Origin of the sequence: Micrococcus sp. KRD128, from assembly GCF_017168395.1 — a bacterium.
Classification (GTDB): domain Bacteria; phylum Actinomycetota; class Actinomycetes; order Actinomycetales; family Micrococcaceae; genus Micrococcus; species Micrococcus luteus.
Map to the genome: position 1 here is coordinate 101,445 of NZ_JABFAX010000008.1, position 26,937 is coordinate 128,381.

General features: G+C 75.1%; 26 protein-coding genes and 1 pseudogene. 19 read left to right on the top strand and 8 right to left on the bottom strand.

Annotation, left to right across the window (positions count from 1 at the left end; translation table 11 throughout):
• The 5 genes and pseudogenes from J1M44_RS03860 to J1M44_RS03880 all read left to right on the top strand — a co-directional run.
• Window positions 1-277: pseudogene (locus tag J1M44_RS03860) on the top strand (DNA-formamidopyrimidine glycosylase family protein); the annotation flags it as partial.
• A 76-nt stretch (window positions 278-353) separates the two neighbouring features.
• Window positions 354-1,604, top strand: a complete 1,251-nt coding sequence (locus J1M44_RS03865; RefSeq protein ID WP_206480601.1) for a glucose-1-phosphate adenylyltransferase family protein — start codon at window positions 354-356, stop codon at window positions 1,602-1,604.
• A gap of 46 nt (window positions 1,605-1,650) precedes the next feature.
• Window positions 1,651-2,697: a pseudouridine synthase gene (locus J1M44_RS03870; protein WP_206480603.1), complete on the top strand. Its 1,047-nt coding sequence runs from the start codon at window positions 1,651-1,653 to the stop codon at window positions 2,695-2,697.
• Complete coding sequence (locus J1M44_RS03875; RefSeq protein WP_098471171.1) at window positions 2,694-3,299, top strand: DedA family protein; 606 nt, start codon at window positions 2,694-2,696, stop codon at window positions 3,297-3,299. Before J1M44_RS03870 ends, J1M44_RS03875 begins: the two co-directional genes overlap by 4 nt.
• A 2-nt stretch (window positions 3,300-3,301) precedes the next feature.
• Entirely contained in the window at window positions 3,302-5,638 is a 2,337-nt protein-coding gene (locus J1M44_RS03880) for a hypothetical protein (RefSeq protein ID WP_144824639.1), read from the top strand.
• A gap of 12 nt (window positions 5,639-5,650) precedes the next feature.
• Here J1M44_RS03880 and J1M44_RS03885 read toward each other — a convergent pair whose 3' ends face one another.
• On the bottom strand, window positions 5,651-5,974 hold the full coding sequence (locus tag J1M44_RS03885) for a hypothetical protein (protein ID WP_144824638.1): 324 nt from the start codon (window positions 5,972-5,974) through the stop codon (window positions 5,651-5,653).
• A gap of 111 nt (window positions 5,975-6,085) precedes the next feature.
• Here J1M44_RS03885 and J1M44_RS03890 point away from each other — a divergent pair, with 111 nt between their 5' ends.
• The 6 genes from J1M44_RS03890 to J1M44_RS03915 all read left to right on the top strand — a co-directional run bounded on the left by J1M44_RS03890 (window position 6,086) and on the right by J1M44_RS03915 (window position 11,260).
• Window positions 6,086-7,213, top strand: coding sequence for an oxidoreductase (locus J1M44_RS03890; RefSeq protein WP_144824637.1), 1,128 nt, complete (start codon window positions 6,086-6,088; stop codon window positions 7,211-7,213).
• 56 nt (window positions 7,214-7,269) lie between these two features.
• Complete coding sequence (locus J1M44_RS03895) at window positions 7,270-7,809, top strand: NUDIX hydrolase family protein (protein WP_036316089.1); 540 nt, start codon at window positions 7,270-7,272, stop codon at window positions 7,807-7,809.
• Window positions 7,810-7,811: 2 nt separating this feature from the next.
• On the top strand, window positions 7,812-8,711 hold the full coding sequence (locus tag J1M44_RS03900; RefSeq protein WP_225941407.1) for a DUF6707 family protein: 900 nt from the start codon (window positions 7,812-7,814) through the stop codon (window positions 8,709-8,711).
• Between the two features lie 117 nt (window positions 8,712-8,828).
• The gene (locus J1M44_RS03905; protein WP_144824636.1) at window positions 8,829-9,401 is read left to right on the top strand and encodes a GNAT family N-acetyltransferase; all 573 of its coding nucleotides are present in this window, start codon (window positions 8,829-8,831) and stop codon (window positions 9,399-9,401) included.
• Between the two features lie 74 nt (window positions 9,402-9,475).
• Window positions 9,476-10,270: a glutamine amidotransferase gene (locus J1M44_RS03910; RefSeq protein WP_144824635.1), complete on the top strand. Its 795-nt coding sequence runs from the start codon at window positions 9,476-9,478 to the stop codon at window positions 10,268-10,270.
• A gap of 30 nt (window positions 10,271-10,300) precedes the next feature.
• Window positions 10,301-11,260, top strand: coding sequence for an ornithine cyclodeaminase family protein (locus tag J1M44_RS03915; protein ID WP_102708196.1), 960 nt, complete (start codon window positions 10,301-10,303; stop codon window positions 11,258-11,260).
• Between the two features lie 48 nt (window positions 11,261-11,308).
• On the opposite strand, the gene J1M44_RS03920 is transcribed toward J1M44_RS03915, so the two are convergent.
• Window positions 11,309-12,256, bottom strand: coding sequence for a helix-turn-helix transcriptional regulator (locus J1M44_RS03920; protein ID WP_102708197.1), 948 nt, complete (start codon window positions 12,254-12,256; stop codon window positions 11,309-11,311).
• Window positions 12,257-12,485: 229 nt separating this feature from the next.
• On the opposite strand from J1M44_RS03920, the gene J1M44_RS03925 reads away from it, so the two are divergent.
• The 3 genes from J1M44_RS03925 to J1M44_RS03935 all read left to right on the top strand — a co-directional run bounded on the left by J1M44_RS03925 (window position 12,486) and on the right by J1M44_RS03935 (window position 18,147).
• Window positions 12,486-15,521: a S8 family peptidase gene (locus J1M44_RS03925; RefSeq protein ID WP_102708198.1), complete on the top strand. Its 3,036-nt coding sequence runs from the start codon at window positions 12,486-12,488 to the stop codon at window positions 15,519-15,521.
• A 114-nt stretch (window positions 15,522-15,635) separates the two neighbouring features.
• Entirely contained in the window at window positions 15,636-16,979 is a 1,344-nt protein-coding gene (gene tgt, locus J1M44_RS03930; RefSeq protein ID WP_060775709.1) for a tRNA guanosine(34) transglycosylase Tgt, read from the top strand.
• Window positions 16,980-17,205: 226 nt separating this feature from the next.
• Window positions 17,206-18,147: an endonuclease domain-containing protein gene (locus J1M44_RS03935; RefSeq protein ID WP_206480605.1), complete on the top strand. Its 942-nt coding sequence runs from the start codon at window positions 17,206-17,208 to the stop codon at window positions 18,145-18,147.
• A 100-nt stretch (window positions 18,148-18,247) separates the two neighbouring features.
• Here the strand turns inward: J1M44_RS03935 and J1M44_RS03940 are convergent, their stop codons facing one another.
• Window positions 18,248-19,462 (bottom strand): acyl-CoA dehydrogenase family protein, encoded by a 1,215-nt coding sequence (locus J1M44_RS03940; protein ID WP_144824633.1) that lies wholly within the window; start codon window positions 19,460-19,462, stop codon window positions 18,248-18,250.
• 126 nt (window positions 19,463-19,588) lie between these two features.
• On the opposite strand from J1M44_RS03940, the gene J1M44_RS03945 reads away from it, so the two are divergent.
• Window positions 19,589-20,194, top strand: coding sequence for a TetR/AcrR family transcriptional regulator (locus tag J1M44_RS03945; protein WP_036341145.1), 606 nt, complete (start codon window positions 19,589-19,591; stop codon window positions 20,192-20,194).
• A gap of 10 nt (window positions 20,195-20,204) precedes the next feature.
• Here J1M44_RS03945 and J1M44_RS03950 read toward each other — a convergent pair whose 3' ends face one another.
• The 3 genes from J1M44_RS03950 to J1M44_RS03960 form a co-directional block, all read right to left on the bottom strand.
• Window positions 20,205-20,840, bottom strand: a complete 636-nt coding sequence (locus J1M44_RS03950; RefSeq protein ID WP_002856702.1) for a GNAT family N-acetyltransferase — start codon at window positions 20,838-20,840, stop codon at window positions 20,205-20,207.
• Window positions 20,841-20,939: 99 nt separating this feature from the next.
• On the bottom strand, window positions 20,940-21,263 hold the full coding sequence (locus J1M44_RS03955; protein ID WP_144824632.1) for a putative quinol monooxygenase: 324 nt from the start codon (window positions 21,261-21,263) through the stop codon (window positions 20,940-20,942).
• Complete coding sequence (locus J1M44_RS03960; RefSeq protein WP_144824631.1) at window positions 21,260-21,724, bottom strand: DUF4126 family protein; 465 nt, start codon at window positions 21,722-21,724, stop codon at window positions 21,260-21,262. The genes J1M44_RS03955 and J1M44_RS03960 overlap by 4 nt, the downstream gene beginning before the upstream one ends.
• 131 nt (window positions 21,725-21,855) lie before the next feature.
• Here J1M44_RS03960 and J1M44_RS03965 point away from each other — a divergent pair, with 131 nt between their 5' ends.
• The 3 genes from J1M44_RS03965 to J1M44_RS03975 all read left to right on the top strand — a co-directional run bounded on the left by J1M44_RS03965 (window position 21,856) and on the right by J1M44_RS03975 (window position 24,388).
• Window positions 21,856-22,701, top strand: coding sequence for a hydroxymethylpyrimidine/phosphomethylpyrimidine kinase (locus J1M44_RS03965; protein ID WP_144824630.1), 846 nt, complete (start codon window positions 21,856-21,858; stop codon window positions 22,699-22,701).
• A 56-nt stretch (window positions 22,702-22,757) separates the two neighbouring features.
• Entirely contained in the window at window positions 22,758-23,813 is a 1,056-nt protein-coding gene (locus tag J1M44_RS03970; protein WP_144824629.1) for a hypothetical protein, read from the top strand.
• A gap of 89 nt (window positions 23,814-23,902) precedes the next feature.
• On the top strand, window positions 23,903-24,388 hold the full coding sequence (locus J1M44_RS03975; protein ID WP_144824628.1) for a hypothetical protein: 486 nt from the start codon (window positions 23,903-23,905) through the stop codon (window positions 24,386-24,388).
• 250 nt (window positions 24,389-24,638) lie between these two features.
• Here J1M44_RS03975 and J1M44_RS03980 read toward each other — a convergent pair whose 3' ends face one another.
• Both J1M44_RS03980 and J1M44_RS03985 read right to left on the bottom strand, forming a co-directional pair.
• Window positions 24,639-25,856: a sensor histidine kinase gene (locus tag J1M44_RS03980; RefSeq protein ID WP_227449178.1), complete on the bottom strand. Its 1,218-nt coding sequence runs from the start codon at window positions 25,854-25,856 to the stop codon at window positions 24,639-24,641.
• Between the two features lie 63 nt (window positions 25,857-25,919).
• Window positions 25,920-26,093, bottom strand: a complete 174-nt coding sequence (locus J1M44_RS03985; protein ID WP_002856694.1) for a hypothetical protein — start codon at window positions 26,091-26,093, stop codon at window positions 25,920-25,922.
• A gap of 151 nt (window positions 26,094-26,244) precedes the next feature.
• Between J1M44_RS03985 and J1M44_RS03990 the strand changes: the two genes are divergently transcribed.
• Entirely contained in the window at window positions 26,245-26,928 is a 684-nt protein-coding gene (locus J1M44_RS03990) for a response regulator (RefSeq protein WP_002856693.1), read from the top strand.
• The last annotated feature ends 9 nt before the right edge of the window (window positions 26,929-26,937 follow it).

Below are 26,937 nucleotides of genomic sequence, written 5' to 3' on the forward strand. Positions count from 1 at the left end.
CGCCGCCCCCGCCGCGGGCGCCCGGCGCCGGACCACGGGCGTGCGCCCGAACCCGGGGCGACCCTTCGGGGTCGAGGTGCTGGTCCCGGCCGGTCCGCCACCCGGCACGGTACCCGGCCGGACGCCCGGCGCGCGCGGCGGGACGCCGTCGTACTGGGTCTACGGGCACGACCGCGCCCCGTGCCTGCGCTGCCGCGGCCCCGTCCGCCAGGAGGACTACGGCTCCCCCGAGGACGACGCGCGGCGGTTGTGGTGGTGCCCGCACTGCCAGCGCTGACCCGGACGCACCCGAACGGTGGCCACGTGTCGTCCCCGCTCCCTACGCTGAACCCGCCCCGACCCGAGGAGGAGTCATGGCCGACCCGTTCCCGAAGGACCCGGAGGGTGCCGTCGTCGCGCTCGTGCTGGCCGGCGGCACCGGCGGCCGCCTCATGCCGCTCACCGCGGCCCGCGCCAAGCCGATGGTGCCGCTGGCGGGCCAGTACCGGCTGATCGACGTCGTGCTGTCCAACCTGGCCCACTCGCGCCTGCGGGACGTGTGGGTCGTGGAGCAGTACCGCCCCTTCACGCTCAACCAGCACCTGGCCGGCGGCCGGCCGTGGGATCTCGACGGCACCCGCCACGGCCTGCGGCTCCTGCCTCCCGCGCAGGGCCGCTCCGAGGAGGGCTTCGCCCGCGGCAACGGCCACGCGATCGCCCAGCAGCTGCCGCTGCTGGAGCAGTTCGGCGCCGAGACCGTCGTCGTGCTCTCCGCGGACCACCTGTACCAGCTGGACCTGCGCCCCGTGCTGGCCGAGCACGCCCGCTCCGGCGCCGAGCTCACCGTGGTCACCACCGAGACGGACGAGGACCCCTCGCGCTTCGGCGTCGTGCAGGTGGACGACGACGGCGCCGTGACCGACTACGCCTACAAGCCGGAGGACCCGGCGGGCACGCTCGTGGCCACCGAGGTGTTCGTGTTCGACGTCGCCGCGCTCTCCGAGGTGGTCGGCGACCTCGTGGCGGGCGAGGACGAGGCGGCCACCAAGGACGAGGGTGAGACCGATGAGGACGGCGACCCCGTGGGCTCCTCCCTCGGCGACTACGGGGAGAGCATCATCCCGGCGTTCGTGGCGCGCGGACGCGTGCGGGAGCACCGCCTGGTGGGGTACTGGCGGGATATCGGCACCCTGGACGCGTACGTCCGCGCCCACCGGGAGATCCTCGAGGGCACCGGCCTGGACGTGGCCGCCGAGGGCTGGCCGCTGATCACCAACCCCCACCAGGCGCCGCCGGCGTGGGTGGCCCCGGACGCCCGCGTCTCCGGCTCGCTGCTCAGCCCGGGCTGCCGGGTCGAGGGCGAGGTGTCGGACAGCGTGGTCGGCCCCGGGGTGGTCGTGGCGGCCGGCGCCACGGTGCGCGGCAGCCTCCTGCTCGGCGACTGCGTGGTCCCCGCGGGCGCGGTGCTGGACACCGTGGTGGTCGACGTCGGCGGGGCGGTCCCGGCGCACGAGGTGACGGGGCGCGCCGCGCCGGCCGAGGAGGTCGTGGTGCTCACCCCGCAGGACCGAGGCCTGGCCGAGGACGAGACGACCGGCTCCGGCCGGCCCGGCCGGTCGGACTGAGCGGCGCCGGTCGGACGCAGCCGCGCCGGGCTGGGAGGATGGACCCGTGGCCGTCCCCTCTCCCCTCCCCCCGCGCAACGGCGTCAACGCCACGCGCCTGCGCCTGCCCGCCGCCGGCTGGCCCACCGCGCTGGACTACGTGCTCCACCGGTTCGGTCACGTGGACCCGGACGGCATCCGCGCGCGCTTCGCCCGCGGCGAGGTCGTGGCGGCGGACGGCACCGCACTGACGCCGGCGACGCCGCTCGGCGTGCATGACGACCTCTGGTACTACCGGGACGTCCCCGACGAGGCCCCGCTGCCCGTGACGCACACGCTCCTGCACCGCGACGAGCACCTCGTGGTCATCCACAAGCCGCACTTCCTGCCCACCACCCCGGGCGGCCGCTTCGTCCAGGAGACGGCGCTGGTGCGGCTGCGCAACGAGCTCGGCCTCGATGACCTCGTCCCCCTGCACCGGCTCGACCGGGCGACGGCCGGCGTCGTGATGTTCTCCGCGAACCCGGCCACCCGCGGCGCCTACCACCTGCTGTTCGAGCGGCGTGCCGTGGCCAAGACCTACGAGGCCGTGGCGCTCCTGCCGGACGCGCCCGACGACGGCGCCCGCCGCCCCGGTGCCCCGGCCGACCCCGTCCTGGGGCGGTTCCCGCTGACCGTGCGCAGCCGGATCCGCAAGGACAAGGGGGTCCTGCGCTCTGTGGTGGAGGAGATCCCGCCGGCCGCGTCGGGACGCCGGGCGGGCGCGCCGGTGCGGACCCGGCGGGCGAACCGGCCCCACGCCGGGGCGAACGCGGAGTCCCGGGTGGAGCTGCTGGGCGTCGGCGTCTCCGCCGGGACCCTGGCGGGGCGGCGCGTGGCGCACCTGCGACTCACCCCGCGCACGGGCCGCACCCACCAGCTGCGCATCCACCTGGCCGCCCTGGGCCTGGGCATCGCGTTCGACCCGTTCTACCCGGACCTGCTGGACCTCGCCCCGGACGACGTCACACGGCCCCTGCAGCTGCTCTCCCGGTCGCTGCGCTTCACGGACCCGGTGACGGGTGAGGAGCGGGAGTTCACCTCCCCCGCCGAGCTGCAGGAGCGACCGCGGTGACGGGCGGGGACCCGGCCGGCCTGCTGGACGCGCTCGGAGTGTGGTTCCACCCGCTCACCGCGCTGCTCGTGGCTCTGGACGCCCCGATCCCGCCCGTCCCGTCGGAGGTGGTGGTCATCGGCTCGGGCGCGCTCGCGGCGGAGGGCCGGGTCTCCCCCGTGGCCGCGGTGCTGGCGGCGTGGCTGGGCTGCTGGGCCGGGGACGTCGGCCTCTACGCGCTGTTCCGCCACGGCCTCGCCGACCGCCTGGACCGCTGGGCGTGGTGGCGGCGGATCCACCGGGGGATCCGGACTCTGCTGGTGCGGGTGGGCCCGGCGGGCAGCCTGGCGGGGCTGTCCGTGCTGCGGTTCGTCTCGGGCGGACGGACGGCGTCGATGGCGGCGGCCGGGATCGGCGGGATCCGCTGGCCCGTGTTCCTGTGGCTGTCCGGGGCGGGCTCGCTCGCGTGGTCCGGGTCCATGGTGGGGCTCGGCTGGATCACCGGCCGGGCCACCGGCCTGCCGTGGTGGGCGTCCGCGGTGGTCGGCATGGTGTTCGGTACCCTTGCAGGGTTGATGATCGCGGGGATCGTGGCCCACCGTCGCCGGGGCCGGAAGGGGTGAGCATGCAGGACGCGTCCTCCGAGTCCCGCGCCGCGCTCGAGCGCCTCCGGGACGCCTCGGCGCCCCGTCCCGACGACGACGCGCCGCGTACCCCCGCCGCGCGCCCCCGCCGCGCCCTGGCCGCGCCCGGGGAGATCTCCCGCCGCGATCTGCGCCGTCACGAGCGCGCCCTGCGCTCGGGCCGACCCGAGACCGCCGCCGAGCGCCGCGTGCGCGAGGACCGCCGCGCGGACGTGCACCGCGCCATGGACCGCCTGCGCACTCCGGGCGCTCCCGCCCAGCAGCGCCCACGCCGCGACCTCAGCGAGATCCTGGACCGCCTCGGGAGCCCGGACCTCGCCCGTTTCGCCGACCCGCTCGTCGGCACGGTCGAGCGCATCCTCCCCGCCCCGGGGCGGGACCCGGAGAAGGCCGCGGAGGCCGCACGCCGCCGCACTGCGGCCGAGGAGCGCCGGCGGGCCCGCCTGCGAGCCGGCCGGGAGCGCGCCGCCGAGGCCGCCCGTCGCCGGGCCACCGAGCACGAGCGGCTCGCCGCCGAGGCCGCCGCCGAGGCCCAGGCCCGCGATGCCGCCCAGGCTCGCGACGCCGCCGCCCTCCAGGCCCGCCTCGACGAGGAGGCCCGCCGGGCCCAGGCCGCGCGGGTGGCCCGCCGCCGCCGCGAGGAGGAGAAGCAGCGCCGTCGGCGTGACGCCGAGCGGCGCCGTCGGGTGGCGGCCGAGGAGAAGGCCCGTGCCGCCGCCGAGGCGGAGGCCCGCCGCCGAGAGCAGGAGGAACGGCGCCGCCGGGAGGCGGAGGTCGCCGCCGAGCGCGCCCGCGTGCAGGCGGAGCGACGGGCCCGCGAGGAGGCCGCGCTCGCCGAGCGGGAGCGGCTGCGGCTCGAGGCGGAGGCGGAGGCGGAGCGCCGTCGGCAGGCGGCCGAGGCCGAACGCCGTCGCCTCGAGGCCGAACGCGTCGAGGCCGAGCGGCGCCGTCGGGCCGAGGAGGCCGAGCGGCTCCGTCGCGAGGCGGAGGAGGCCGCCCGCCTCGAAGCCGAGCGACGTCGTCGCCAGACCGCACGCGTCCGCGCGCACACCGTGCTGCACGCCGAGCGCGCCCTCGCCCAGGCCCGGCTCCTCGAGGACCGCGCCCAGGAGGCCGAGCGCCGTGCGGCGGAGGACGCCGCCCGCCGCCGTCGCGAGCACGAGGAGCGGGAGTCCCGCGCGCTCGCCCGGGCCGCGCGCGAGCTCGAGGGCCCCGAGGTCTTCCCGGCCGCCGCCGACCGGCCGCTGCTGTCCGACCCGGAGGAGCGGCTCACCGACGAGGAGCTCTTCGCCCGGGCCCGGGTGGCCCTGCCCGAGTGGCGGCGGCGGCAGCGACTCTCCACGAAGGCGCAGGCCGTCCAGGCCGAGGCCATCGCCCACTCCTCGGCGGGGCCGGTCACGGGCGCCCTGCCCCTGATCCCCGGCTACACCCCCGCCCCGCCCGAGGAGCCGGCCGGCTCACCGACCCCTGCGGACCGACGCGGCCAGGCGCTGCTGACCGTCGTGTGGGCGCTGTTCGTGCTCTCGAGCGCGTGGGGCCTCGGTCTGGCCGGGCGCGTCCCGGGACTCGGCGCGCTCGACGCCGGCGCCTACCCGTTCACCGTCGACGGCCGACACGGCCCCGGCGCGAGCGTGTTCGGGCTGTCCCCGCTGCACCCGGCGATCTGGCCGGTGCTGTGGCTGCTGACCGGGATGTACGTGCTCCGGCAGTGGGGGCGGGGCCAGGGCGCGTCGCCGCGGCACCGCCGCATCCGAGGGGCGGTCGCGGGGACCCTGCTGGCGCTGGCCCTGTGGTTCCCCCTGGCCGTCCTGGCCCCCGGGGGCCTCGACGTCGTCCCGTGGCTGCTCGCCCTGGTCCTCATGCTCGGCGTGGTCCGGCGGCTCGGCGCACGCCCGGCAGCCCGCCGCGTCGCACGGGTGGCCGAGGACGGCGCGCTCGGCGTGCTGCTGGGCACCCTCCTCGCCGGCGCACCCACCGCGGTGGGCGCCGCCCTCCACGCCTGGGGCGTGCACGTCGACGGGTTCCCGACCGAGCTGCTCGCCCTGCTGGTGCTGGTGGCCCTGCTGCTGGCGGCCCTGCGCCTCGTGCTCGGTGGGCGCGGCCGCATGGGTGTGGCCCTGGGCATGGCCTGGACCCTGCTCTGCCTCGCCCTGCCCCGCCTGCTGCCCAGCCCGCTCGGGGCGCAGCAGAGCGTGTGGGTGGGTCTCGCGGCCGCCTTCGGGGCGCTGCTGCTGGTCACCGCCGCGGCCGTGCGCCGCTCCTGGGCCCGCCAGATCGAGCGCGACGCCGCCCGCCGGCCGCTCCCGGCCGGCGCCTGAGCCCGTCCCCGTTCAGCGCCCGGGCCCAGCGGGCACCGGGACCCACCGGCCGCCGTCGCGCCGGAGCACATCGAGCCGGCCCGTCACGGCGACGCCGGCCACCGCCTCCGCCATCCGCCGCGCCACCTCGGCGGCCTCGGCGTCCTCGCCGGCCCGGTGCGAGCCGGGCACCGTGAAGCGCAGCACGATCCGCGGGACGCGCGCGACGACCTCGATGTCCTTGGCCGCGAGCACGTGCGTGGCCTGGACGGCCGCCTCGGCCAGGTCCATGACCTCTTCGGGCTGGTGGCCGGGCAGGAGATCGCCGATCTGCAGGCGGGCGCGGTAGGAGGGCATGGGCCCAGGGTAGGGGTGGCGACTTCCCTCGTCGCACGGGCCGGGCCCGCCCGTCCGCCCGCGGCGGACGCGTGCCCTCCCGTGTCCGGACCCGCTCGTAGGGTGGGGCGCATGACTCAGACCGCCACCCCGCAGACCGACGCCCCCGCCGTGCCCGCGATCTTCGAACCGATCGAGATCAACGGCGTGCGCGTGCGCAATCGCCTGATCCTGCCGCCGATGTGCCAGTACTCGTGCGAGGCGCGCGACGGCGTCCCGCACGGCTGGCAGTTCCAGCACCTGGGCGCCCGCGCGGCCGGCGGCTTCGGGATCGTGGTGGCCGAGGCCACCGCCGTCACGCCCGAGGGGCGCATCTCCCCGTGGGACACCGGCCTGTGGAACGACGAGCAGCGGGACGCGTGGGCGCCGATCGCCGAGTACATCGCCTCCGAGGGCGCCCTGCCCGCCATCCAGCTCGGCCACGCCGGCGCCAAGGCCTCCACCGTCCCCATGCACCCGGGCGCGCCCGCCGGGCAGCCGATCCTCGAGGGCCCCGACTCCTGGGAGACCCTCTCCCCCTCCGGCGTGGCCACCAACTCCATGGAGATCCGCACCCACGCGATGCGGGTGGACGAGATCCGGGAGACCGTCCAGGCCTTCGCCGACGCCGCCGAGCGCGCCGACCGTGCCGGCTTCGGCGCCGTGCAGCTGCACGCCGCCCACGGCTACCTCATCCACCAGTTCCTCTCGCCGCTGACCAACACCCGGACCGACGAGTACGGCGGGGACTTCGAGGGCCGCACCCGCTTCCTCAAGGAGGTCGTGGCGGCCGTGCGCGAGGTGTGGCCCGCGGACAAGGTCCTCGGCATCCGCATCTCCGGCTCGGACTGGGTCGAGGGCGGTTGGAGCATCGAGGAGACCGTCCGCCTGGCGCAGGAGCTGCAGGAACAGGTGCACTGGTTCGACCTGTCCTCCGCGGGCATCGGGGACACCTACGAGGGCCCCCAGGGCCCGGGCTATCAGGTGCCGCTGGCCACCGCCGTGAAGGAGGGCACCGAGGGGATCGTGGTGTCCGCCGTCGGCTCGCTGACCGGCGCCGAGGAGGTCGCGGCCGTGGTGGACGAGGACCGCGCCGACGCCGTCTGCGTGGGCCGCGCCGCCCTGGCGAACCCGAACTGGCCGACCGCGGCCGCCCTCGCGCTCGACGTCCCCTCGGAGCAGGTGCCGATGGCCCGTCAGTACTTCCGCGCCAAGTGGTGAGCGGAACACGCGGGACCCGGTGTGCCCCCGGCGCGGAACTCCGGTAGAACAGAACCATGAGCGTGCGCACCCCCGACCCGAATCCGGGCTGGCTGTCCGACGAGGACCTCTACGAGGCCCGGCGTCGGCTGCCCATGGTGTATGTGGAGGCCATCCCGGTGCGGCTGGACTCCCTCGGCTACGTCACCGAGATCGGCCTGCTCTACGTGGCGGACGAGACCGGCACGTTCCAGCGGACGTTCGTCTCCGGCCGCGTCCAGTACCGGGAGACCATCCGCGCCGCGCTGATGCGCCACCTGGAGAAGGACCTCGGCCCGCTCGCGTTCCCGCAGCTGCCGCCGTCGGTGGTCCCCTGCACCGTCGCCGAGTACTTCCCGGCGCCGTCCGAGACCGGGCTGACGGACGACCGCCAGCACGCCGTGGCCCTGGTCTACGTGGTGCCGGTGACGGGTGAGTGCCAGCCGCGCCAGAACGCGCTCGAGCTGACCTGGCTCACCCCCGAGGAGGCCCTCGGCGAGGACATCCAGGCCGAGTTCATCGGTGGCCGCGGGGACCTGGTGCGCCAGGCCCTCGCCCACGTGGGATGGGGGCGCTGAGCATGGCACCGGTCGTCGGCGGCTATCTCCGCCATCTGAAGTCCCAGGACGTGCAGCCCGGGGACAGCTTCCTGACCCGCCGCGGCGAGCCCGCCCCGCCCGTGGCCTCGACCCGGGTGATGCGGGACGACTTCGGCACCCCCGCGCTCGTGATCGCCACCCTCGAGGGCGGCCGCGAGGTCAAGATCGCGCACGGCTCCGTGATCCGGGTCCGAACGGACCGCCCGGAGGAGCGCAGGGCCGTCCCGGACACCACCTTCTCCCCCGTGGACGCGGGATCCCCCGAGGAGCGGATCGTCGCCGTCGGCAAGCGCCACCTCGAGGACACCGAGCTGACCGCCACCGCGGCCCGGCTCTCCCACGGGTTGAACCTGCGCTCCGGCTCCCAGCTGGAGGACGTGTTCGGCATGGCCGAGCGGCTCTACCTGCTGCACGAGGACACCGAGGGCACGCTCGCCACCCTGGGCCTGCTGACGAACCTGCCGTGGGACGGGGCCGTGGGGCGGTGGAAGTCCATCCAGGCCGCGCTGTCCCTGGCGTCGCTGATCCTGCGCGAGGAGGGCGAGCACATCGCCGCCGCCAACCTCGGTCGGCGCCTGCTCGAGGCGGACGAGGTCCCCTCCGAGCCGGGCCGGGCGGCCCGGGTGCTCGAGGTGCGCCAGCGTCAGCTCAACGAGCCGCCGCTCTACGACCGGGAGATCTCCCGCGCCCTGCAGGCCCGCGACGCCGAGGCCGAGTATCAGTGGCGCCGCGCCCGGTTCGACCAGCTGCTGTACCTGCGCGCCCGCGGCGGCTCGGAGACGCTCACGGACGCCGACCTGGATTCCCGGATCGCCCGGGAGCTCGGCACGCTGCGCACCCTCGCCGACGAGCTCGAGGCGAAGGCCGCCACACGCCGGTGAGGTCCGGCCGCGAGACGGGCGTCGGGAGCCGACCCCGTCCCCGGTGACACGCCCTCCGGGGTGCGGTTCGTGTGGCGCACCTCACTTTCCAGCCCCTGTCGGGGCTATGCTCCCGGCATGACCGGCTCCGCACCCGTCCAGCTCCGCCTCCTCCGCGCCACGGACGCGCCCGCCGTCCTGGCGGCCTTCCACGCGGGCACCGTCGGCATGGCCGATCCCGCAGAGGTCACCGACGAGGCCTCCGCCCGCGCCTACGTCGACGGACTGGTCCAGGCGGAGGGGACGGACGCCATCGCCGTGGTGGAGCGCGGGACGGACACGCTGATCGGCTTGGTCGCCGTCGTGCGCGACGAGGCGCACGGCACCGGCGCGCTCACCGCCTGGCTGCATCAGGGCTGGCGCGGGGACGCGATCATGTCGCGTGCGGCGACCACCGTGGCGGATGCCGAACTGGCCGAGGGCGGCCTCGAGCGGATCGCGCTGGCCCACCGGGCGGACAGCCCGACGGCGGGGGCCGTCGCCCGGGCCGCCGGGCTCCGTCACGAAGGCACGCAGCGCGGCCGCCTCCGCGCGGGCGGGCGGCGGCTCGACGTGCACCGCTACGGCCGGCTGGCCACGGACCCGCTGCCCGAGGAACGCGTCCGTCCTCTGCCGTGGGCCTCCGACGCCCGCCCCTGGGCCGACCGCTGACCGCGGCCCGCCCCCGACGACGCCCCACGACGCCGCCACGCCATCCCGGCCCGATGCCCCGCTAGTCTGCCGGGATGACCACCCCGACCGCGGACTTCCCGAGCCCGGACCCACGACCGTTCCTCCTCGTCCAGACGCGCCCCGAAGACGACGCCGCGGCCGCCGAGGTCGAGGCCGTCCAGCGACTGGGAGGCTATCCGGAGGGCCGGCTGCGGGTGCTGCGCCTCGACCGCGTCGTGCAGCGCCCGGACGTGGCCACGCATGGTCTGGACTGGGAGGCGGAGCTCGCGGACGTCGTCGCCGTGATCCTGCCCGGCAGCCCGTTCACGGGCACCGATCCCGAGGAGACCAAGTCCCCCGTGCAGCGCGCCGTGGAGGCGGAGCTGGGCCGGATGCTCGACGTCGTCCGGCGCCGCGACCTGCCGTTCCTCGGCTGCTGCTACGGCGTCGGCACGCTGGGCCGGCACGCCGGCGGCGTCGTGGACAACGCGTACGGCGAATCGGCCGCGCCCGTCGAGGTCACGCTCACCGACGAGGGCGCCGCGGATCCGTTGCTGGCCGGGGTGCCGCGCACGTTCGCGGCGTACGTCGGCCACAAGGAGGCGATGAGCGCGCTGCCGCCCGGCGCGGTGCTGCTCGCCGCGGGCGCCGACTGTCCCGTGCAGATGTTCCGGCTCGGCACCCGCCAGTACGCCACCCAGTTCCACCCGGAGCTGGACCAGGCCGGGATCCTCGAGCGCCTCGAGATCTACCGCGACCACGGGTACTTCGCGCCGGGCGAGTACGAGCCCACGGTGGCGGGGCTGGCCGCCGTCGACCCCGAGCACCCCCGCCGGATCCTGGCGAACTTCCGCACGCTGTTCGGCTGAGCCGCCCGGCCCACCCCGTAGCGTGACCGCATGGACACGCACCTCGCCACCGCTTCCCTGCCCTGGATCGACGGCCCCGCCGTGCGCGCCGCCCTGAGCCCGCGCGCCGCCGTCGACGCGCTGGAGGCGGCCCTCGCCGCCGGCCTGGACCCGGAGGCCGACGCCCCCCGCACCCGCGTGTCCACCGCCGCCGGGCAGCTGCTGCAGATGCCCTCGACGCGCGGGACCGAGGTCGGCACCAAGCTGCTCACCCTCACGCCGGACAACCCCGAGCGCGGACTGCCCGTCATCCAGGGCGTCTACGTGCTGTTCGGCGCCCCGGGCACCCCCGGCCAGGCACCACGGGCCGTGCTGGACGGCGTCGAGCTGACGGGCCTGCGCACCTCCGCGGTGTCCACGCTCGGGGTGCGGCTGCTCGCGGACGCCTCGCCCCGGCACCTGGTCGTGGTCGGCACGGGCGTGCAGGCGTGGGAGCACGCGCTCACGCTCCAGGACGTGTTCGGGCTGGAGCGGGTGTCCGTGGTGGGCCGCGACGCCGGCCGGGCCGCCGCCCTGGCCGCGCGGATCACAGCGGAGCTGGGCGTGACCGCGAGCGCCGCGGGCCCGGAGGCCGTGGCGGAGGCGGACGTCGTGGTGACGTGCACGGCCGCGACGACCCCACTGTTCGACGGGACGCTCGTGCCGGAGCACGCGACGGTCGTGGCGATGGGCTCGCACACCACGGACGCCCGCGAGACCGACGACGCCCTGGCCCGCCGCGCGACCGTGGCGGTGGAGTCGCGGGACTCGGCCGCCCGCGAGGCCGGGGACGTCACCCTCGCGATCGACTCCGGCGCGCTGGCCGGGATCGAGGACACGGTGACGCTGACCGAGCTCGTGGCCGGGACCGCGCGTCGTCGGGAGGGCGCGCCCGCCCTGCTCGTCACCACCGGCATGCCCTGGCAAGACCTGGTGGTGGCGAGCGCGGTGGCGCGGGAGGTGCTGGGCTGAGCCGGGGCGGCCCGCTCCGCTTGACGCCCGCGGCGGTGACCTCGGCCGTCACACCCAGCCGCGGCGCGCAGCCTGCACGCCCAGCTGGAACCGGCCTTCCGCACCCACCCGTCGGGCAAGGTCGGCCAGGCGCCGTTGCACCGTGCGGTGCGAGAGCCCGATGGCGCGGGCCATCGCCTCATCCGTCATCCCGGAGCTGAGCATCGCCACGAGCCGCCGTTCCACCTCGGTCAGGACGTCACCCCCGAGGCCGTCAGCCCCGTCGTCTCCGCCCCGGGCGACGTCGGCGATCGGCAGGGCCAGCTCCCACTGGAGTTCGAACAGCCGCACGAACGCGTCGACGAGCAGGGATCCCCGCACCACGAGGGCCTCCCCCTGGCCGGCCGCACCGGCCAGGCCGACGAGCGCGGCGTCGTCGTCGGCGATCAGCAGCTTGAACGGCAGCCGCGGCAGGATCCGGCCGGTCTCTCCGGGCGTCGAGCCGAGGTGTTCCCACCGGTCCGGCGGCTCGGCCTGCAGGGACCGCCCCTCGTAGACCACGCGCCACGGCACACCGCGCGTCCAGGAGCGGGATTGCGCGTCGTCCGGCAGGGAGCCGTCATGGAAGTAGGGGCCGCGGTCGAAGCCACGGACGAGCCGGCGCGCCTGCCGCGCGATCTGCACGCCCGCGCCGACGATCTCCGGCCCTCCGACCACCACCTCCACGGCGTCGCGGGCGGCCCCGGGACGCCGGTGGAACTCCGCCCGCAGCGTCTCCGCGGTCTCCCGCAGGGCGTCTGCACGGGACTGGGCCCGGTGCGCCTCCGCCAGCAGGGGCCGGTGCGGGGGCAGTGCGGCGAGGGCCCCGTCGACGCCGCGGCGCACCAGGCCGAGCGCCTCCAGGCGGTCGACCGCGGCGGGGTCGAGGTCGGCGGCCAGAGTCTCGGGCCGGGCCAGGAGGGCGCGGAAGACGTCGACGTCCGCCGGGTCCAGCCCGGCGTGGCCCGCCATGTCCATGCGACCCCTCCCTTCCTGCCGGGCGAGCGGCCTCGGTCACGGCCCGACGCGCGGAGCTCCCCCGGGGTGGCGGGATCACGCCATGGCGTGTTCACGCTAGCGCACACCACCCTGTGACGGCTCTCACAGTGATGGGATGGCTCGAACGGCCCGCGGGCGGGCCGGCGCGGGTTCGAGGAAGCACCCCGTCCCCACCCGCGGGCCGGACCCACTCACCGAAGGGCTTTCCATGACTCACTCGCACTCCCGCCGCCAGCAGGCGCTCGGGATCACCTCTGCGCTCGCCCTGGTCCTGGCGGGCGCGGCCTCGGCCTCCGCCACGACCGACCCGGACGGCTCCGCCGTCGACGACGCTGTCGCCGCGGCCCCCGCGCCGACGCCGGATCCGGCGCAGCCGCGCACCGCCCCCGAGACGTTCGAAGACGGCGGCTACATCGTCCTGCTCGCCGAGCAGCCCGTGGCCTCCTATGACGGCGGCACCCCCGGGTTCGCCCCCACCAAGCCCGGCAAGGGCAAGGGCCGGGAGAACGGGTTCCAGCCGAAGAGCGCGAACGCCAAGGCGTACGCCGCCCACCTGAAGAAGAACCAGGACGCGACCCTGCGGCGCGCCGGCGCCGGTCCCGACACCCCGCACACCCGCTACACCACGGCCCTCAACGGCTTCGCGGGCACCTTCACGGCGGAGGAGGCCGCCGCCCTCTCGGCGGACCCGGCGGTGCTGGCCGTCGTCCCGGACGAGATCCGCCCGCTCGACACCGTCTCCTCCCCCGACGTCCTCGGGCTCACCGGCAAGAAGGGCCTCTGGGCCCAGGTGGTGGGCAAGAAGACGCCCGCACAGGACGCCGGTCGCGGTGTCGTCGTGGGGATCGTGGACTCGGGGATCCGTCCGGAGGCGCCGTCCTTCCAGGACCAGGGGCACCCGGCCGCCCCTGCCGACTGGGTCGGCGGGTGCGAGACCGGTGATGAGGACGCGTTCGCCACCGACTCCTGCAACGACAAGCTGATCGGCGCGAAGTACTTCGTCAACGGCTTCGGCACGGGACGCCTGGCGCCGGTCGAGACCCTGTCCCCGCTGGACGCAGGCGGTCACGGCACCCACACCGCGTCCACCGCCGCGGGCAACTCCGGGGTGAGCGCCGTCGTCGACGGTGTCGAACGCGGCACGATCTCGGGCATGGCCCCCGGCGCCCACGTGGCCGCGTACAAGGCGTGCTGGGAGGGCGTGCCCTCCGGCGGCTGCGCCACGTCAGACACGGTCGCGGCGATCAACGCCGCCGTCGCCGACGGCGTGGACGTGCTCAACTACTCCATCTCCGGCACCACGACCAACGTGGTGGACCCGGTGGAGGTCGCGTTCATGCACGCCGCGAGCGCCGGCGTGTTCGTGGCCGCGTCCTCCGGCAACTCCGGGCCCACGGTCTCGACGACGGCGCACCCGTCCCCGTGGATCACGACGGTGGCCGCCTCCACCCATGCGGTCTACGAGCAGACCCTCGTCACCGGGGACGGTCAGCGCTTCATCGGCTCGTCCATCACCGCACCGCTCGAGGCGGAGACCCCGATGGTCTACGCCGGCGACGTCGCCGCGGCCGGTGCCACCTCTGCCTCGGCGGCCCTCTGCCTGCCCGGCACCCTCGACTCGGCGGCCACCGCGGGCAAGCTCGTGGTCTGCGACCGCGGCGAGAACGCCCGCGCCGAGAAGTCCCAGGTCGTCGCAGACGCCGGAGGCGCCGGCATGGCCCTCGTGAACGTGACCGACGCCGGGCTCAACGCGGATCTGCACGCGATCCCCGCCGTGCACCTGTCCCACACGGAGCGGGACCGGCTGCTCGCCTACGTGAAGACGGACCGCCCGACCGGCCGCATCCTGGCCACGAACGAGGGCACCGCGACCCGCGTGCCCGAGGTCGCCGGGTTCTCCTCGCGCGGGCCGTCGCTGGCGGCGAAGTCCGGCCTGCTCAAGCCGGACGTCTCGGCACCGGGCGTGGACGTCCTCGCGGCCTACTCGCCGGACAACGGCGGCGAGCGGTTCGCCTACTCCTCCGGCACCTCGATGTCCTCCCCGCACATCGCGGGCCTGGGAGCGCTTCTGAAGCAGGCGCGCCCGGATCTGAGCCCGATGGGCATCAAGTCCGCCCTGATGACGACGGCGCGCGACCACGCCTCGGCCACCTCGCCCTTCGCGGGCGGCGCCGGGTTCGTCGACCCGCTGAAGGCACTGGACCCGGGCCTGGTCTTCGACTCGGACCAGCAGGACTGGTACGACTACCTCGCCGGCCAGGGCATCGCGTGGTCGAACACGGGTGAGCCGGTCTCGGAGCACCCCATCCCGGCCGCCGAGCTGAACGTCCCCTCCCTGGCGATCAGTGAGCTGTACGGCTCGCAGACCGTCACCCGCACCCTGAAGAACGTGGGCGGCAACAACGGCACCTGGACCGCCCACGTGGAGGGGCTCCAGGGCCTCGACGTCGCCGTGTCCCCGAACGTCATCCGGCCGACGCGCGGCAGCGAGCAGGACGTGGCGATCACCGTCACCGCCGCAGGTGCGCCCGCGGGCCAGTGGGCCACCGGCCACGTGGTGTGGTCCGGCCCCGCCGGCAAGCAGGTCCGGATCCCCGTGGTGGTGCGCCCCGGCATCGCCGACGCACCGGCCGCGATCACCGTGGCCCGCGACGCGGACACGCTGGAGCTGCCCGTGGTCTCCGGCATCGACGGCACGCTGTCCACCCGCGTGAACGGGCTCGTGCGTGGTGACCAGTACACCGGCTCCACCGTGCGCCGCGCAGTGTTCGACGCCTCGGACGCGGCTCTCACCGCCCACGACTTCGCGTACCCGCGGGGCTACCCCAAGGTCCGCATCGAGGCGGAGGCCGCGAACCCGGACGTGGATCTGGACATCTACGTGACCAGCTCGTGGTCCAGCTACCCGGTGGCACGGTCGGTCACGCGCGGCACCGGAATGGAGGTGCTGGAGCAGTCGATCATCAGCTCGGCCCCGCAGCACAGGATCTACGTGGTGGCCAAGCCCGGCGCGGACCTGAAGGACTCCGACGCGCCGATCGACTACACCCTGCGCGTGTTCTTCCCGAAGGACGGAGACGCGGGGAACCTCGTGTTCGACCCGGCGTCCGCGGACGTGAAGCCCGGGGCGGAGCACGTCTTCCAGGGCACCCTGACCACGGACGGCACGAGCGTGTACCTGGGCACCGTGGACATCCTCCACGGCAGCACGGTCGTCGACTCCACGAAGATCCGCGTGGAGTGACCGGTCCCGGCGACGGCTGCCGGGCCTGAGGACGGGGCGGTCTCCCAGCGGAGGCCGCCCCGTCGTCGTCCGCACGCCCGCTCCGCCCGACGCCCGCGCACTACCCTGGGTCCCATGCCTGAGACCCCCGCCGCCCCGACGCCGCAGCCCGCCTCCGGTGCCCCCGCGCATCCCTCGCAGTTCGGCTTCGAGGTGACGCACCGGCTGGAGACCGGCGGTGCGGACGGCGCCCCGCTCGGGCGCACTGGCGTGATCACCACGCCGCACGGGCGGATCCAGACGCCGGCGTTCATCCCCGTCGCGACGCAGGCCTCGGTGAAGGCCGTGCTGCCCGAGTCCATGGCGGAGCTCGGCGCGCAGGCGCTGCTGGCCAACGCGTATCACCTGTACCTGCAGCCCGGTGACGACCTCCTGGACGAGGCCGGCGGCCTCGGCGCGTTCATGAACTGGCCCGGGCCGACCTTCACGGACTCGGGCGGCTTCCAGGTGATGAGCCTCGGCTCGGGCTTCAAGAAGGTCATCGACATGAAGGGCCCCGGCGCGCCCGAGGGGCAGGGCGCCGACGACGCCGTCGCCCCCGGCAAGGAGCGCCTGGCCAACGTCGACGACGACGGCGTCTGGTTCAAGTCCCACCTCACCGGGGACCGGCACCGGTTCACCCCCGAGGTGTCCGTGGGCATCCAGCACAACCTTGGCGCGGACATCATGTTCGCCTTCGACGAGCTGACCACCCTGCACAACTCCCGCGGCTACCAGGAGGAGGCGCTCGAGCGCACCCGCCGCTGGGCCCAGCGCTGCCTCGACGAGCACGCCCGCCTCACCGGGGTGCGCGCGGCGCGGCCGTACCAGGCGCTGTTCGGCGTGATCCAGGGGGCCCAGTACGAGGACCTGCGCCGCAAGGCCTGCCGCGACCTCGCGGCGATGCGGGCCGAGTTCCCGGCCGCGGGGGAGCTCGACGGCGTGGCCTCCGGCTTCGACGGCTACGGCGTCGGCGGGGCCCTGGAGAAGGAGAACCTCGGGACCATCGTGGGCTGGTGCGCGCAGGAGCTGCCCGAGGACAAGCCGCGCCACCTGCTGGGCATCTCCGAGCCCGACGACCTGTTCACCGCCGTCGAGAACGGCGCCGACACCTTCGACTGCGTCTCCCCCACCCGGGTGGCCCGCACCGGCGCGTTCTACACCCGCGACGGGCGCTACAACCTGCCCGGGGCGAAGTACCGCCGCGACTTCGGGCCGCTGGATCCCGAGTGCGACTGCTACACGTGCGCCCACTACTCCCGCGCGTACCTGCGGCACCTGTTCAAGGCGAAGGAGATGGTGGCGCACACGCTCCTCTCCATCCACAACGAGCGGTTCACGGTCTCGCTCGTGGACCGGATCCGCGCGGCCATGCAGGACGGCACGCTCGCGGAGCTCAAGGCCGAGACCCTCGGCCGGTACTACGCCCCGAAGGGCTGAGCGGTGCTGGGTGCGCCGGCACGCTTCGGCGGGCGCGAGCCAGACGTTTCTGCTGTTCTGAGGGGGCTGTCAGGACCGATTCGTCTGGCTCAGCGCCGCGCGGACGCGTGGGGGACGTGAGCCAGACGATTCAGCGGCTCCTGCACAGGGCCGCCGACCCGGCTCGCCCTCCACGGCCCTCGCGGTCGCGGCGCCGGGGCCGCCCATGGAAGGAGAAGGTGGCGGCATGGTCGCCCCTCCTCCGCACGACGACGCCACCCTCAGCCCCGTCTTCCCGGTCGCCGCGGGGCTGCAGGCCGGCCTGACGGCCTCGCAGCTGCGCGGCCCCCGGTTCGACGCCCCGCACCACGGGCTGCGGCACACCGCCGGGGGTCAGCCCTCACTGGCCGACGTCGTCCGCGCCCTCCAGCGGACGAACCCCGGCACCGCGGCCACCCACGCCACCGCCGCTCGCCTCTGGGGGATGTGGCTGCCGCGGCAGTGGGAGCGCGGCCCCATCCATCTGGCGCGCACGCGGGCCGAGGGCAGGGCGCCGCGCCGCAGCGGCGTCGTCGGGCATGAGCTGCACCCGCAGGACCCCGTGCTGGTGCGCTCGGGGGTGCGGATCACGACGCCGGCCGCCACCTGGGCGGCGCTGGCGCAGCTGGGTCTGCCATTGGCCGACGTCGTCGCCGCCGGGGACAGCCTGCTGCAACGGGCTGACGGCCCGGCGGGCCGGCGTCACCCCGGCGAGCATCCGCGGTGCACCGTGCGTGATCTGGAGGCGGAGGTGCTCCGGGTGCGCGGGAGGCGAGGGACGCGGACCCTGCGGGCGGCCCTGCCGCTGCTCAGGGACGGCGCGGATTCGAGGGCCGAGACGCTCCTGCGACTGGCGCTGACCGACGCGGGTGTGCCGGATCCGGAGGTGAATCCGCTGCTTCTGCTGCGTGACGGGTCCACCGTCCGGCCGGACCTGGTGTGGCGGGAGGCCCGCGTCTGCGTGCAGTACGAGGGCGATCATCACCGGACGGACCCGCAGCAGTGGCGCCGTGACATCGAGCGCGACCGCCGGATGCAGGCCGAGGGGTGGATCGTGCTGCGCGTGGCCGCCAGCGTCTTCACTCGGCGCGGCCTCACCGCCCTGCTGCGCGACCTCGCCGCCCACCTGCGGCTCCCTCTGCCTGCGTGAGCCAGATGAATCGGCCGCCGAGCCAGACGAATCGGCGGCAGGGGGGCGTGCGTACCAGCAGAAATCTCTGACTCACGCCGCCGCCCCCGCTCGCATCATCTCACACGAACGCGCCGACCCCCGTGATCTCGCGGCCGATGATCAGCCCCTGCACGGTCTCGGTGCCCTCGTAGGTGTGGATCGCCTCGATGTCCGCGAAGTGGCGGGCCACCTCGTTCTGGATGAGGATGCCGTTGCCACCGAGCAGGTCGCGCGCGTTCGCGGCGATGGATCGCGCGGCGCGCGTCGCCGAGTACTTGGCCAGGGACGCCATCGGCCCGGTGAGCCGCCCCTCGTCCTCGAGCCGGGTCGCACGCAGCACGAGCAGCTGCACCTGGGTGAGCTGGGAGAGCATCTCGGCCAGGCGGGTCTGCACGCTCTGGGCCGCCGCCAGCGGCCGGCCGAACTGGACGCGCTGCCCCGCGTAGTGCACCGCCGCCTCGTAGCAGCCCACGGCCTTCCCGAGGGCGGACCACGCGACCCCCACGCGCGTGGCGAAGAGGACGCGGGAGGTGTCCTTGAAGGAGCGGGCCTCGGGCAGGACGTCGGCGTCGGGCACGAACACGCCGTCGAGGGTGATGTGGGCCTGGTCGATGGCCCGCAGCGCGACCTTGCCCTTGATGACCTCGGCCGTGTAGCCCTCGGACTCCTGGCGCACGATGAACCCGCGGACCTTCTCGTCCTCGGCGCTGCGCGCCCACACCACGGTCACCCCGCCGGCGGCCCCGTTGCCGATCCACTTCTTGTGCCCGTGCAGCCGCCAGCCGCCGTCGACGCGCTCGGCGCGGGTCTCCAGCGAGACCGAGTCGGAGCCGTGGGTCGGCTCCGTGAGCGCGAAGGCGCCGTAGAGCTCGCCGCGCGCCATGGCCGGCAGGTGCTCGGCACGCTGCTCCTCGCTGCCGCACAGCTGGATCGAGCGCATGGCCAGACCGCCCTGCACGCCCATCATCGTGGCGATCGAGCCGTCCAGGCGCGAGAGCTCCATCATGGCCAGGCCCGCTGCAACGCGGGAGACGTCGGGCAGCCCGTCCACGGGGACGCCGTCGCGCAGCAGGTCGGCCTGCCCCAGGCGGGCCACGAGGTCCAGCGGGTACTCGTGGCGGTCCCACGCCTCCCGGATCCGGGGCAGCACGTCCGGCTCGAGCGCGAAGGCGCGGGCCCGACGCCACACATCCTTCTCGGCGTCGGAGACGTCCGCGAGCGCGAGGTAGAAGTCGGTGTCCAGCGGCGTGGCGACGTCGTACTCGGGCTCGACGGTGGGCAGGGTCTCGGTCATGGTGGCCTCCCGGGCGGGGTCGGAGAGATGGGTGTGTCCGCCATCACCCTACACCAACTGACACGCCATCTCACAGAATCAGACGCAGTCTCACCTCCTCTCCGCGCCCGTGGCACCATGGCCCGCATGACGACGCCCGCCGAGGACACCCTCACCGCCCTGATCCACCTGCTGGACCGCGAGGGCTACGACGCCGTCACGGCCGACCAGCTCGCCCGCCAGGCCGGCATGAGCCGGGCCAGCTTCTTCCGCCACCTCGGCGGGAAGGAGGAGGTGGTCTTCGCCGACCACGCGGCGCTGCTCGCCCGCCTGGACGACTTCCTGCGCGGCACCTCCCTCGGCGTGCGGGAGGCCCTGGAGGAGGCGGTCCTCCAGGTCTTCCGGCATCACACCGCCGATCCGGACCGGGCCCGGGCGCGCTCCCGCCTGCTGCGCGGCTCCCAGGCGCTGCGCACGCGCGAGCTGCTCACCTCGCACCGCTACACGGAGCTGTTCTCCGGCTGGCTCGCCACGGCCCTGCCGGACACGCCCGCGCGCGGCGGGGTCGCCGTCGGGCTGGCGGCGGCCGTGGTGGCCGTCCACAACCGCGCCCTGCGGGCGTGGCTCCACGCCCCGGCCGACGACGCCGAGGCCGGCCTGCGCGCGGACCTCGCGGAGGTCATCGCGCGGCTCACGGCCGAGCCGGCCGAGGCCGAACGAACGCTCGCCGCCGTGCGCCGACTCGTGGGCTGACGCCCCGCCCTCAGCGGCCGGCGACCTGCGCGTTCTCCGCCCCGAACGCGGGCGGGTAGCGGAACTCGCCGGCCGGCACCTCCGCGCCGTCCTGGAGCGTGAGGATCTGCAGCGCCTCGGGTTGACGCGCGAAGGCCGCGTGCACGCCGTGCTCGGAGGCCCGGTGGAAGCCGAACTTCGCGTAGTACTCGGGCCAGCCGTAGACCACCACGACCTCCTCGCCGTCGGCCTGGGCCTTCTGGAGCAGAGCGTTGACGAGCGCGGTGCCGGCGCCCTCGCCCTGGTGCTCGGGCAGGACGCCGTGCGGGGCGAGGGCGATCACCTCGGCGTGGTCGATGTGGGCCCGGACCAGGGTGCCGTAGCCCATCGGGTCCGACTGCAGGTCCGTGCCGGGGATCGCGGCGGTCATGGCCACGAGGGAGTACTGGGGCAGCCAGCCCTCCGCGCCGCCGGCGAGCGCCTCGACGAGGTCGGCCTCGGCCGTGGACGCGAAGGCGAGCTCGGCGATCTGGCGGACGGCGCGGCGGTCGGCCGGATCGTCGTGATCGGCCTCGCGGGTGGACCAGCGGTGGCCGAGATCCTGGCCGGCAGGGACGTGGGCGGTGCGGTGGCCGGGGGTCTGGGTGCTGTTCTGCTCGGCGCTCATGCGCTCACCGTAGCCAGGGTGTGACCCCGGATACAGAGACGGCGCCCTGCGTCACGCTCGTGACGCGGGCGCCGTCGCCTCCTCTGGCCGGGGGCGGGCTCAGTCGATCTGCAGCTCGCCCATCGGGCCGAAGCCCTCCGCACCGACCTGCTCGGAGATGATCTGGGGCGTGCTCGCCAGCAGCGGGCGCATCGCGTCCAGGCCCTCCTGGAAGTGCGGGGACGCGACGTGGGCCTGCGCACCCTCGTCCGTGAACCCCTCGATCAGGAGGTACTCGTTGGGGCCGCCTTCCACCGGGCGGTACCACTCGAAGAACAGGTTGCCGGGCTCAGAGCGCACGTCCGCGGTGTACTTCGCGACGGCGTCCATCCACTCGTCGGCACGCTCGGGCTGGACGGTGAACTTCAGGTTGATGAGGATCATGCCGTCCATTCTGGCCCACCCGGGACGGCCGCGGCACGGCCTCGCGTCCGCCGGTCGCGGAACCGCCGGGCCAGCAGCCACAGGCCCACGACGACGGCGACCACCAGCACGGCGACCAGCACCGGCAGGAACAGCGCGGCCGCGACGAGGCCGGCCGCCGAGACGTCCTCGGCCGCCGAGAGCACGGGCGCGGCGGCCCCCACCGTGACCGTGTCGGCTCCCACGACCGTCTGGACGACGTCGTTGACCGCGTCCACCCCGGGGATCTTGTCCGCGACGAGCTCGAGCGCGAGCAGGGCGCCGAGGATCCAGAGGGAGGCGTCGGCGGCGAGCCACGTCCAGCCCGCGGGCAGGTCGACGAGCCCCGTGAACCGGTCCAGCAGACCCAGGGCGAGCAGGGGGATGTAGGCGTTGAGCCCGGCCGAGGTGGCCAGGCCCGTGCCGGTGAGCAACTCGAGCACGTCCGTCCCCGTCCTTCGCGGGTCGCTCGGGGCGCCCGGGCGGACGCTCCGGGTCCGAGGACCCTCGTTCCCCGGTGAACACCGCCGGCCGTCGGGCGCTTCCCGTCCGGGGTCGGTCCTACCATGGGCGCATGCCCCAGACCGCTCACTCCCCCCAGCACTCCGCCTCCACCCCCGCGCTCGCCCTGACCATCGCCGGGTCCGAGGCCACCGGCGGCGCCGGCGCCCAGGCCGACCTCAAGACGTTCCAGGAACTCGGCGTCTTCGGCATCGTGGCGCTGACCTGCATCGTCTCCTTCGACCCGGAGGACGACTGGAACCACCGCTTCTTCCCCGTGCCCACCGAGATCCTCCAGCAGCAGCTCGACGCCATCCAGGGCGACTACCCGGAGCGGCTGCGCACCGTGAAGCTGGGCATGCAGGGCTCCCCGGAGGTCATCCGCACCTCGGCCGCGGCCCTTCGCCGCGCCGAGTGGGACCACGTGGTCCTGGACCCCGTGCTCATCTGCAAGGGCCAGGAGCCGGGCCACGCCCTGGACACGGACCAGGCGCTCAAGGCCGAGCTGCTGCCGCTGGCCACCTTCACCACCCCGAACCACTTCGAGACGGAGCAGCTCTCCGGCATGACCGTGCGCTCGGTCGAGGACCTGACGGCGGCCGCTCGGCGCATCCACGAGATCTCCGGCGCGGCCGTCCTGGCCAAGGGCGGGATGCACCTGCCCGGCCCGGACGCCGTGGACGTGTTCGTGGACGGGGACACCGTGGAGGTGCTCTCCGCCCCGAAGATCGGCCAGTCCGGCGTCTCTGGTGCGGGCTGCTCGCTCGCCGCCGCCGTCACCGCCGAGTTGGCCAAGGGTGCCACCACGCTCGAGGCCGCGCGCCGCGCCAAGGAGTTCGTGCGAGCCGGCATCGCGCAGGCGGTGGAGGGCCGCACGCCGTTCGCCGCCCTGTGGCAGGGCGGCCTGCGCTCCGCTTGAGCGCGCACGTGGGCCGCTGACTCGTCCTGAGCCGGGCGGTGCGCCACACTGGGGGCATGAAGCTCCCCTCCCCCGCCCCTTCCGTCCCCGGCGAGGTCCACCACTCGGCGTCGTCCGTTCCCGTCGACGACGCGGAGGCCGTCGTCCCCGCGTTGCGCCAGCGCGCCCTCGCCCCGGGCGGCCGGCTCTACGGGCTGGCGGCGGCGGCCGCGGTCGGCGGGCTCACCCTGTTGGATCCGCACGCCCGCCGAGGGCGCGAGCGCCGGGCCCTCGCAGAGCTCGAGGCCGCCGTCAGCGGCACGTTCCTCGCGGCCGAGACCGCCGGCGCCCTCCACACCGCCGCGATCGCCGACGGCGAGGTGGCCCCCTCCCCCGCCGCGCGTGCCCTGCGCGGGCTCGGCGGGCTGGCCGTCGGCGGCGCGGTCGCGGCGGTCGCGCTGCGTGCCACCGGCCTGAACGACCGGATCGACGGTGCCCTGGTGCGCGGGCTCCAGCGGGTCGGCGTCCCCGCCCCGCGCGTCGCGCTGGCCGCAGCGGCCTCCCTGGCGATGCTGCTGGCCAACGAGGACGCCCGCCGGACCCGCCGCGACGCCGTCGAACTCGCCGTCACCGGCCCCGCTGGCCTGGACGAGGACACGGTCGACGAGGTCGAGCCCGAGGCCACCGCCGAGCTGCCGGTGGAGGTGCGCGTGCTGCTCGAGACCCTGCTCGACCCGGCGCTGGCCGAGGGCCGGGACCTGCCCGGGGCTGAGGCGCTGCGCTCCCAGCTGCCGCACGCGCGCACCGTCACCTCGGTGGCCGAGGCCATCCGTGAAGCCGGCGAGGTCCCGGACTGGGTGCCGCTCGTCGTCGAGACCGACGACGACATCCGTCGCGCGGTGCCGAACGACTGCGTCTGGCCCGTCCGCGGCCGCTTCGCCTCCGGCTCCGCGGGAGGGCACGAGCTCGAGCTGCGCCTGCAGGTGATCGACGGGGAGATCGGCGCCCTGACGGTGACCCTGCCCGCGGACGCCGAGGCGGACAGCGACGCCTGGGACGCGTTCCAGGAGATCGAGTCCTTCCCCGGCGTCGAGGACCTGACCTTCCACGTGGACGGCGACCGGCGGGCCTGACCCGGGCCCTCCCGGGGCCCGTCCAGCCCGGCCCACTACAGTGGGGACCCGCCCGACGTCGTCGATCCCCCTCCCGGAGAGTTCCCGCCATGACCACCCCCGCCCCGGTCGCGTCCGCCGCCCGTGCCCGTCGCCGCGCGACCCGTTCCGGCCCCCGCCCGCAGCTGCGCATGGGACTGAACGGGTTCCTCGTGGCCTGGCTGCTGCCCAACCTCGTGATGGCCGCCGTGGTGGCGATCCTGGCCGTGGTCCCGGGGCTGCAGGCCTTCGGCAGCCTGACACCGCTGCTGACGGTGGTCGGGATCGCCGGGCTGGTGGTGGGGCTGCCGCTGTGCCTGCTCGTGAACTGGGCGTTCCGGCACGTGCTCAACCAGTGGGTCCACGTGTTGGCGTACGCGCTGATCGGCATGCTCTACGGCCTGGTGGTGCTCACGCAGGGCGCGGCGGGCATCCTGCCGATGCTCATCCCGGTGATCGGCTTCCCGGCCGCCGTGCTCATGGCCCTGGGCCGGACGGCGGCCCGTCCCCTCGTCCGCACGGTCACCCCGGAGCCGTCGCCCGCCGAGCCGGCCTGAGCACGCCCGACAACGAGAAAGGACGATGGCCGGATGGCCATCGTCCTTCTCGGAACCGCGTCCGGGGCCCGCATCCCCTCAGGCATGTATCCCGGCTCGTGATTCGCACTGTGCACCGTCTCAATGGGGCATGACCCACTCTAGGAGGGACGACGGCGCCCCCGACAGTGGCGAAAGGTGCAGACTTTCGGGCTCTGATGTGAGGCAGATCACATGGGTCTGGTCCGCCGCTGCGGCGGCGTCGGCCTCGTCAGACGGACCTGGGGAGCACCGCGCGCACCCGCCACCCCCAGCCCCCCGGCCCGGCCTCGATCGTGCCGCCGAAGGTGGCCACGCGATCCCGCATGGAGTTCAGGCCCACACCGGAGGAGTTCCACTGCGGCGGGCCGGACCGCTCGGTGACGGTGTTCTCCACCTCGATCACCACCTCCGACCCCGCGTCGCGGAGTTCGATGCACACGCGCGCGCCCTCGCCGGCGTGCTTGGCGACGTTCGTGGTGGCCTCTTGGAGCACCCGGTGCAGGGTGGAGCGCACGGAGATCGGCATCGCGCTCTGGTCGCAGCGGACGTCCGTCACCACCGTCATTCCGAGACTGCGCAGCTCCTCGGCCAGGCGGGCCACGGACAGCACCGGATCCGCGGACGTCGCCCCGTCCGCGCCCCCCGCGGCGCCCGGCTCACCGCTCGGGTCCACGATCCCGTCCTCCTGGAGGATGGAGAGCATGCGCCGCAGGTCCCGCAGCGCGTCCTTCGCGGAGTCGCCCACCACATCCAGCACGCCCTGAGCCGCCTCCGGAGTGCCGAGGTAGCGTGCCGTCCGGGCCTGCATCGAGATGATCGTGAGGTTGTGCGCGACCACGTCGTGCAGGTCGCGGGCCAGGGAGCGACGCTCGGCCTCGGCGGCCAGCCGGGCCCGCTCCTCCGCCTCGAACACCCGGTGGCGATCCCGTTCCCGCCGGGCCAGGCTCTCGCGGATGAAGAGCCCGCCGCCGAGGCCCATGGACATGAGCAGCAGGATGAACCACGTCGCGTTCGACTGACCCACCGCGAACGGCTGGGCGACGCCCCAGGTCAGTGCCAGGACGGCGGCCGTGACGACGAACCCCCAGGAACGGGCGGTCGCCGCGACGGCCCCGAGGACCACGGGCGCGACGACGGCGAAGAGCACCTCGGAACCGCCGACGACGGTCGCGACGGCCCCGGGCAGGAGCAGGGCGAAGCCCACCGTGCTGCGCCACCACTGGGCGAGGAAGGCGCTGGTCGCCGACGCGATGGCGATCCCGTCCAGGACCGGGATGACGCCGTGGCCCGGGCCGAACAGACCGATGTCGGACGCGGTCGAGGCGAGCAGGAAGGCCGACCCGAAGGCGAGGTAGACGCGGCTCAGCGGCGCCGCGGCCCAGAACTCGCCCCACCGCAGGCTGCGCGGCTGACGCCACGTCGAGGAGCGGCGCGCCCGGGAGGGCACGCCGCTCCGGACGGAGGGGGTCGATGGGCTCGAATCAGGCATCGGGGGCGGACCGCCCCGGGGTCAGTCGCACCAGATGCCGAAGTGGCGGCACGTCCACTCCGCAGTGCCTTTGCCGAGGCCCAGGGTCGTGACGACGTCGTCCTCGGCCGAGGCCGCCGAGGCGGCGGCGGCCGGAGCGCCGACGAGGGTGGAGGCGAGCAGGAGAGCGGAAGCGAGGAGAGCGCGAGTCTTCATGGCCCCAGTATGTATGACGCCCGTCACAAATGGTGCACGCCGCGCACAGGCCGCGCCGCGGCATGGCGCAGATGACGGCCGGCGGGCACCCCGGCCTCGCCCCGACGCCGACAAGGTGGCATGCGCCACAGCACCGGTTACGCTGACCTGCGTGTCCGAAGAGCTGCGCATCCTGATCGCCGACGACCAGCCGCTCATGAGCGGCGCGCTCCGCGTGCTCGTCGACTCTGCCCCCGGCATGACCTGCGTGGGTGTGGTCGCCAACGGCGTCGAAGCCGTGGAGGCGTGCGCCGCCATCGAGCCGGACGTGGTCCTGATGGACATGCAGATGCCCCTGATGGACGGGGTGGAGGCCACACGCCGGATCAAGGACACCCACCCCGCGATCCGGGTCCTGGCGATCACCACGTTCACGTCCGAGGACTACCTCGTGCCGGCCCTGCGCGCCGGAGCGGGCGGCTACCTCCTCAAGGACGCGGAGCCGCCGGCCATCCTGGGCGCCATTCAGGCCGTCCATCGCGGCGAGTCCGTGCTCTCCCCCGCCGTGGCGACCAAGCTGCTCGCCTCGATCGAGCGGGACCGGCCGACGGTGGGCCCCACCTCGGTGCAGCCCGGCAGCCCCGACGGCTCCGACCTCACCGAGCGGGAGCTGGGCGTGCTGCGGCTGCTGGCCCGGGGCCAGTCGAACCCGGAGATCGCCGCCAACCTCTTCGTCTCCGAGTCCACGGTCAAGGCCAACCTCACGCGGATCATGGCCAAGCTGGAGGTCCGCGACCGCGTCCAGCTGATCATCCGGGCGGCCCAGCTCGGGCTCGTCACCCTCGCCCTGGACTGAGCGCGGCGA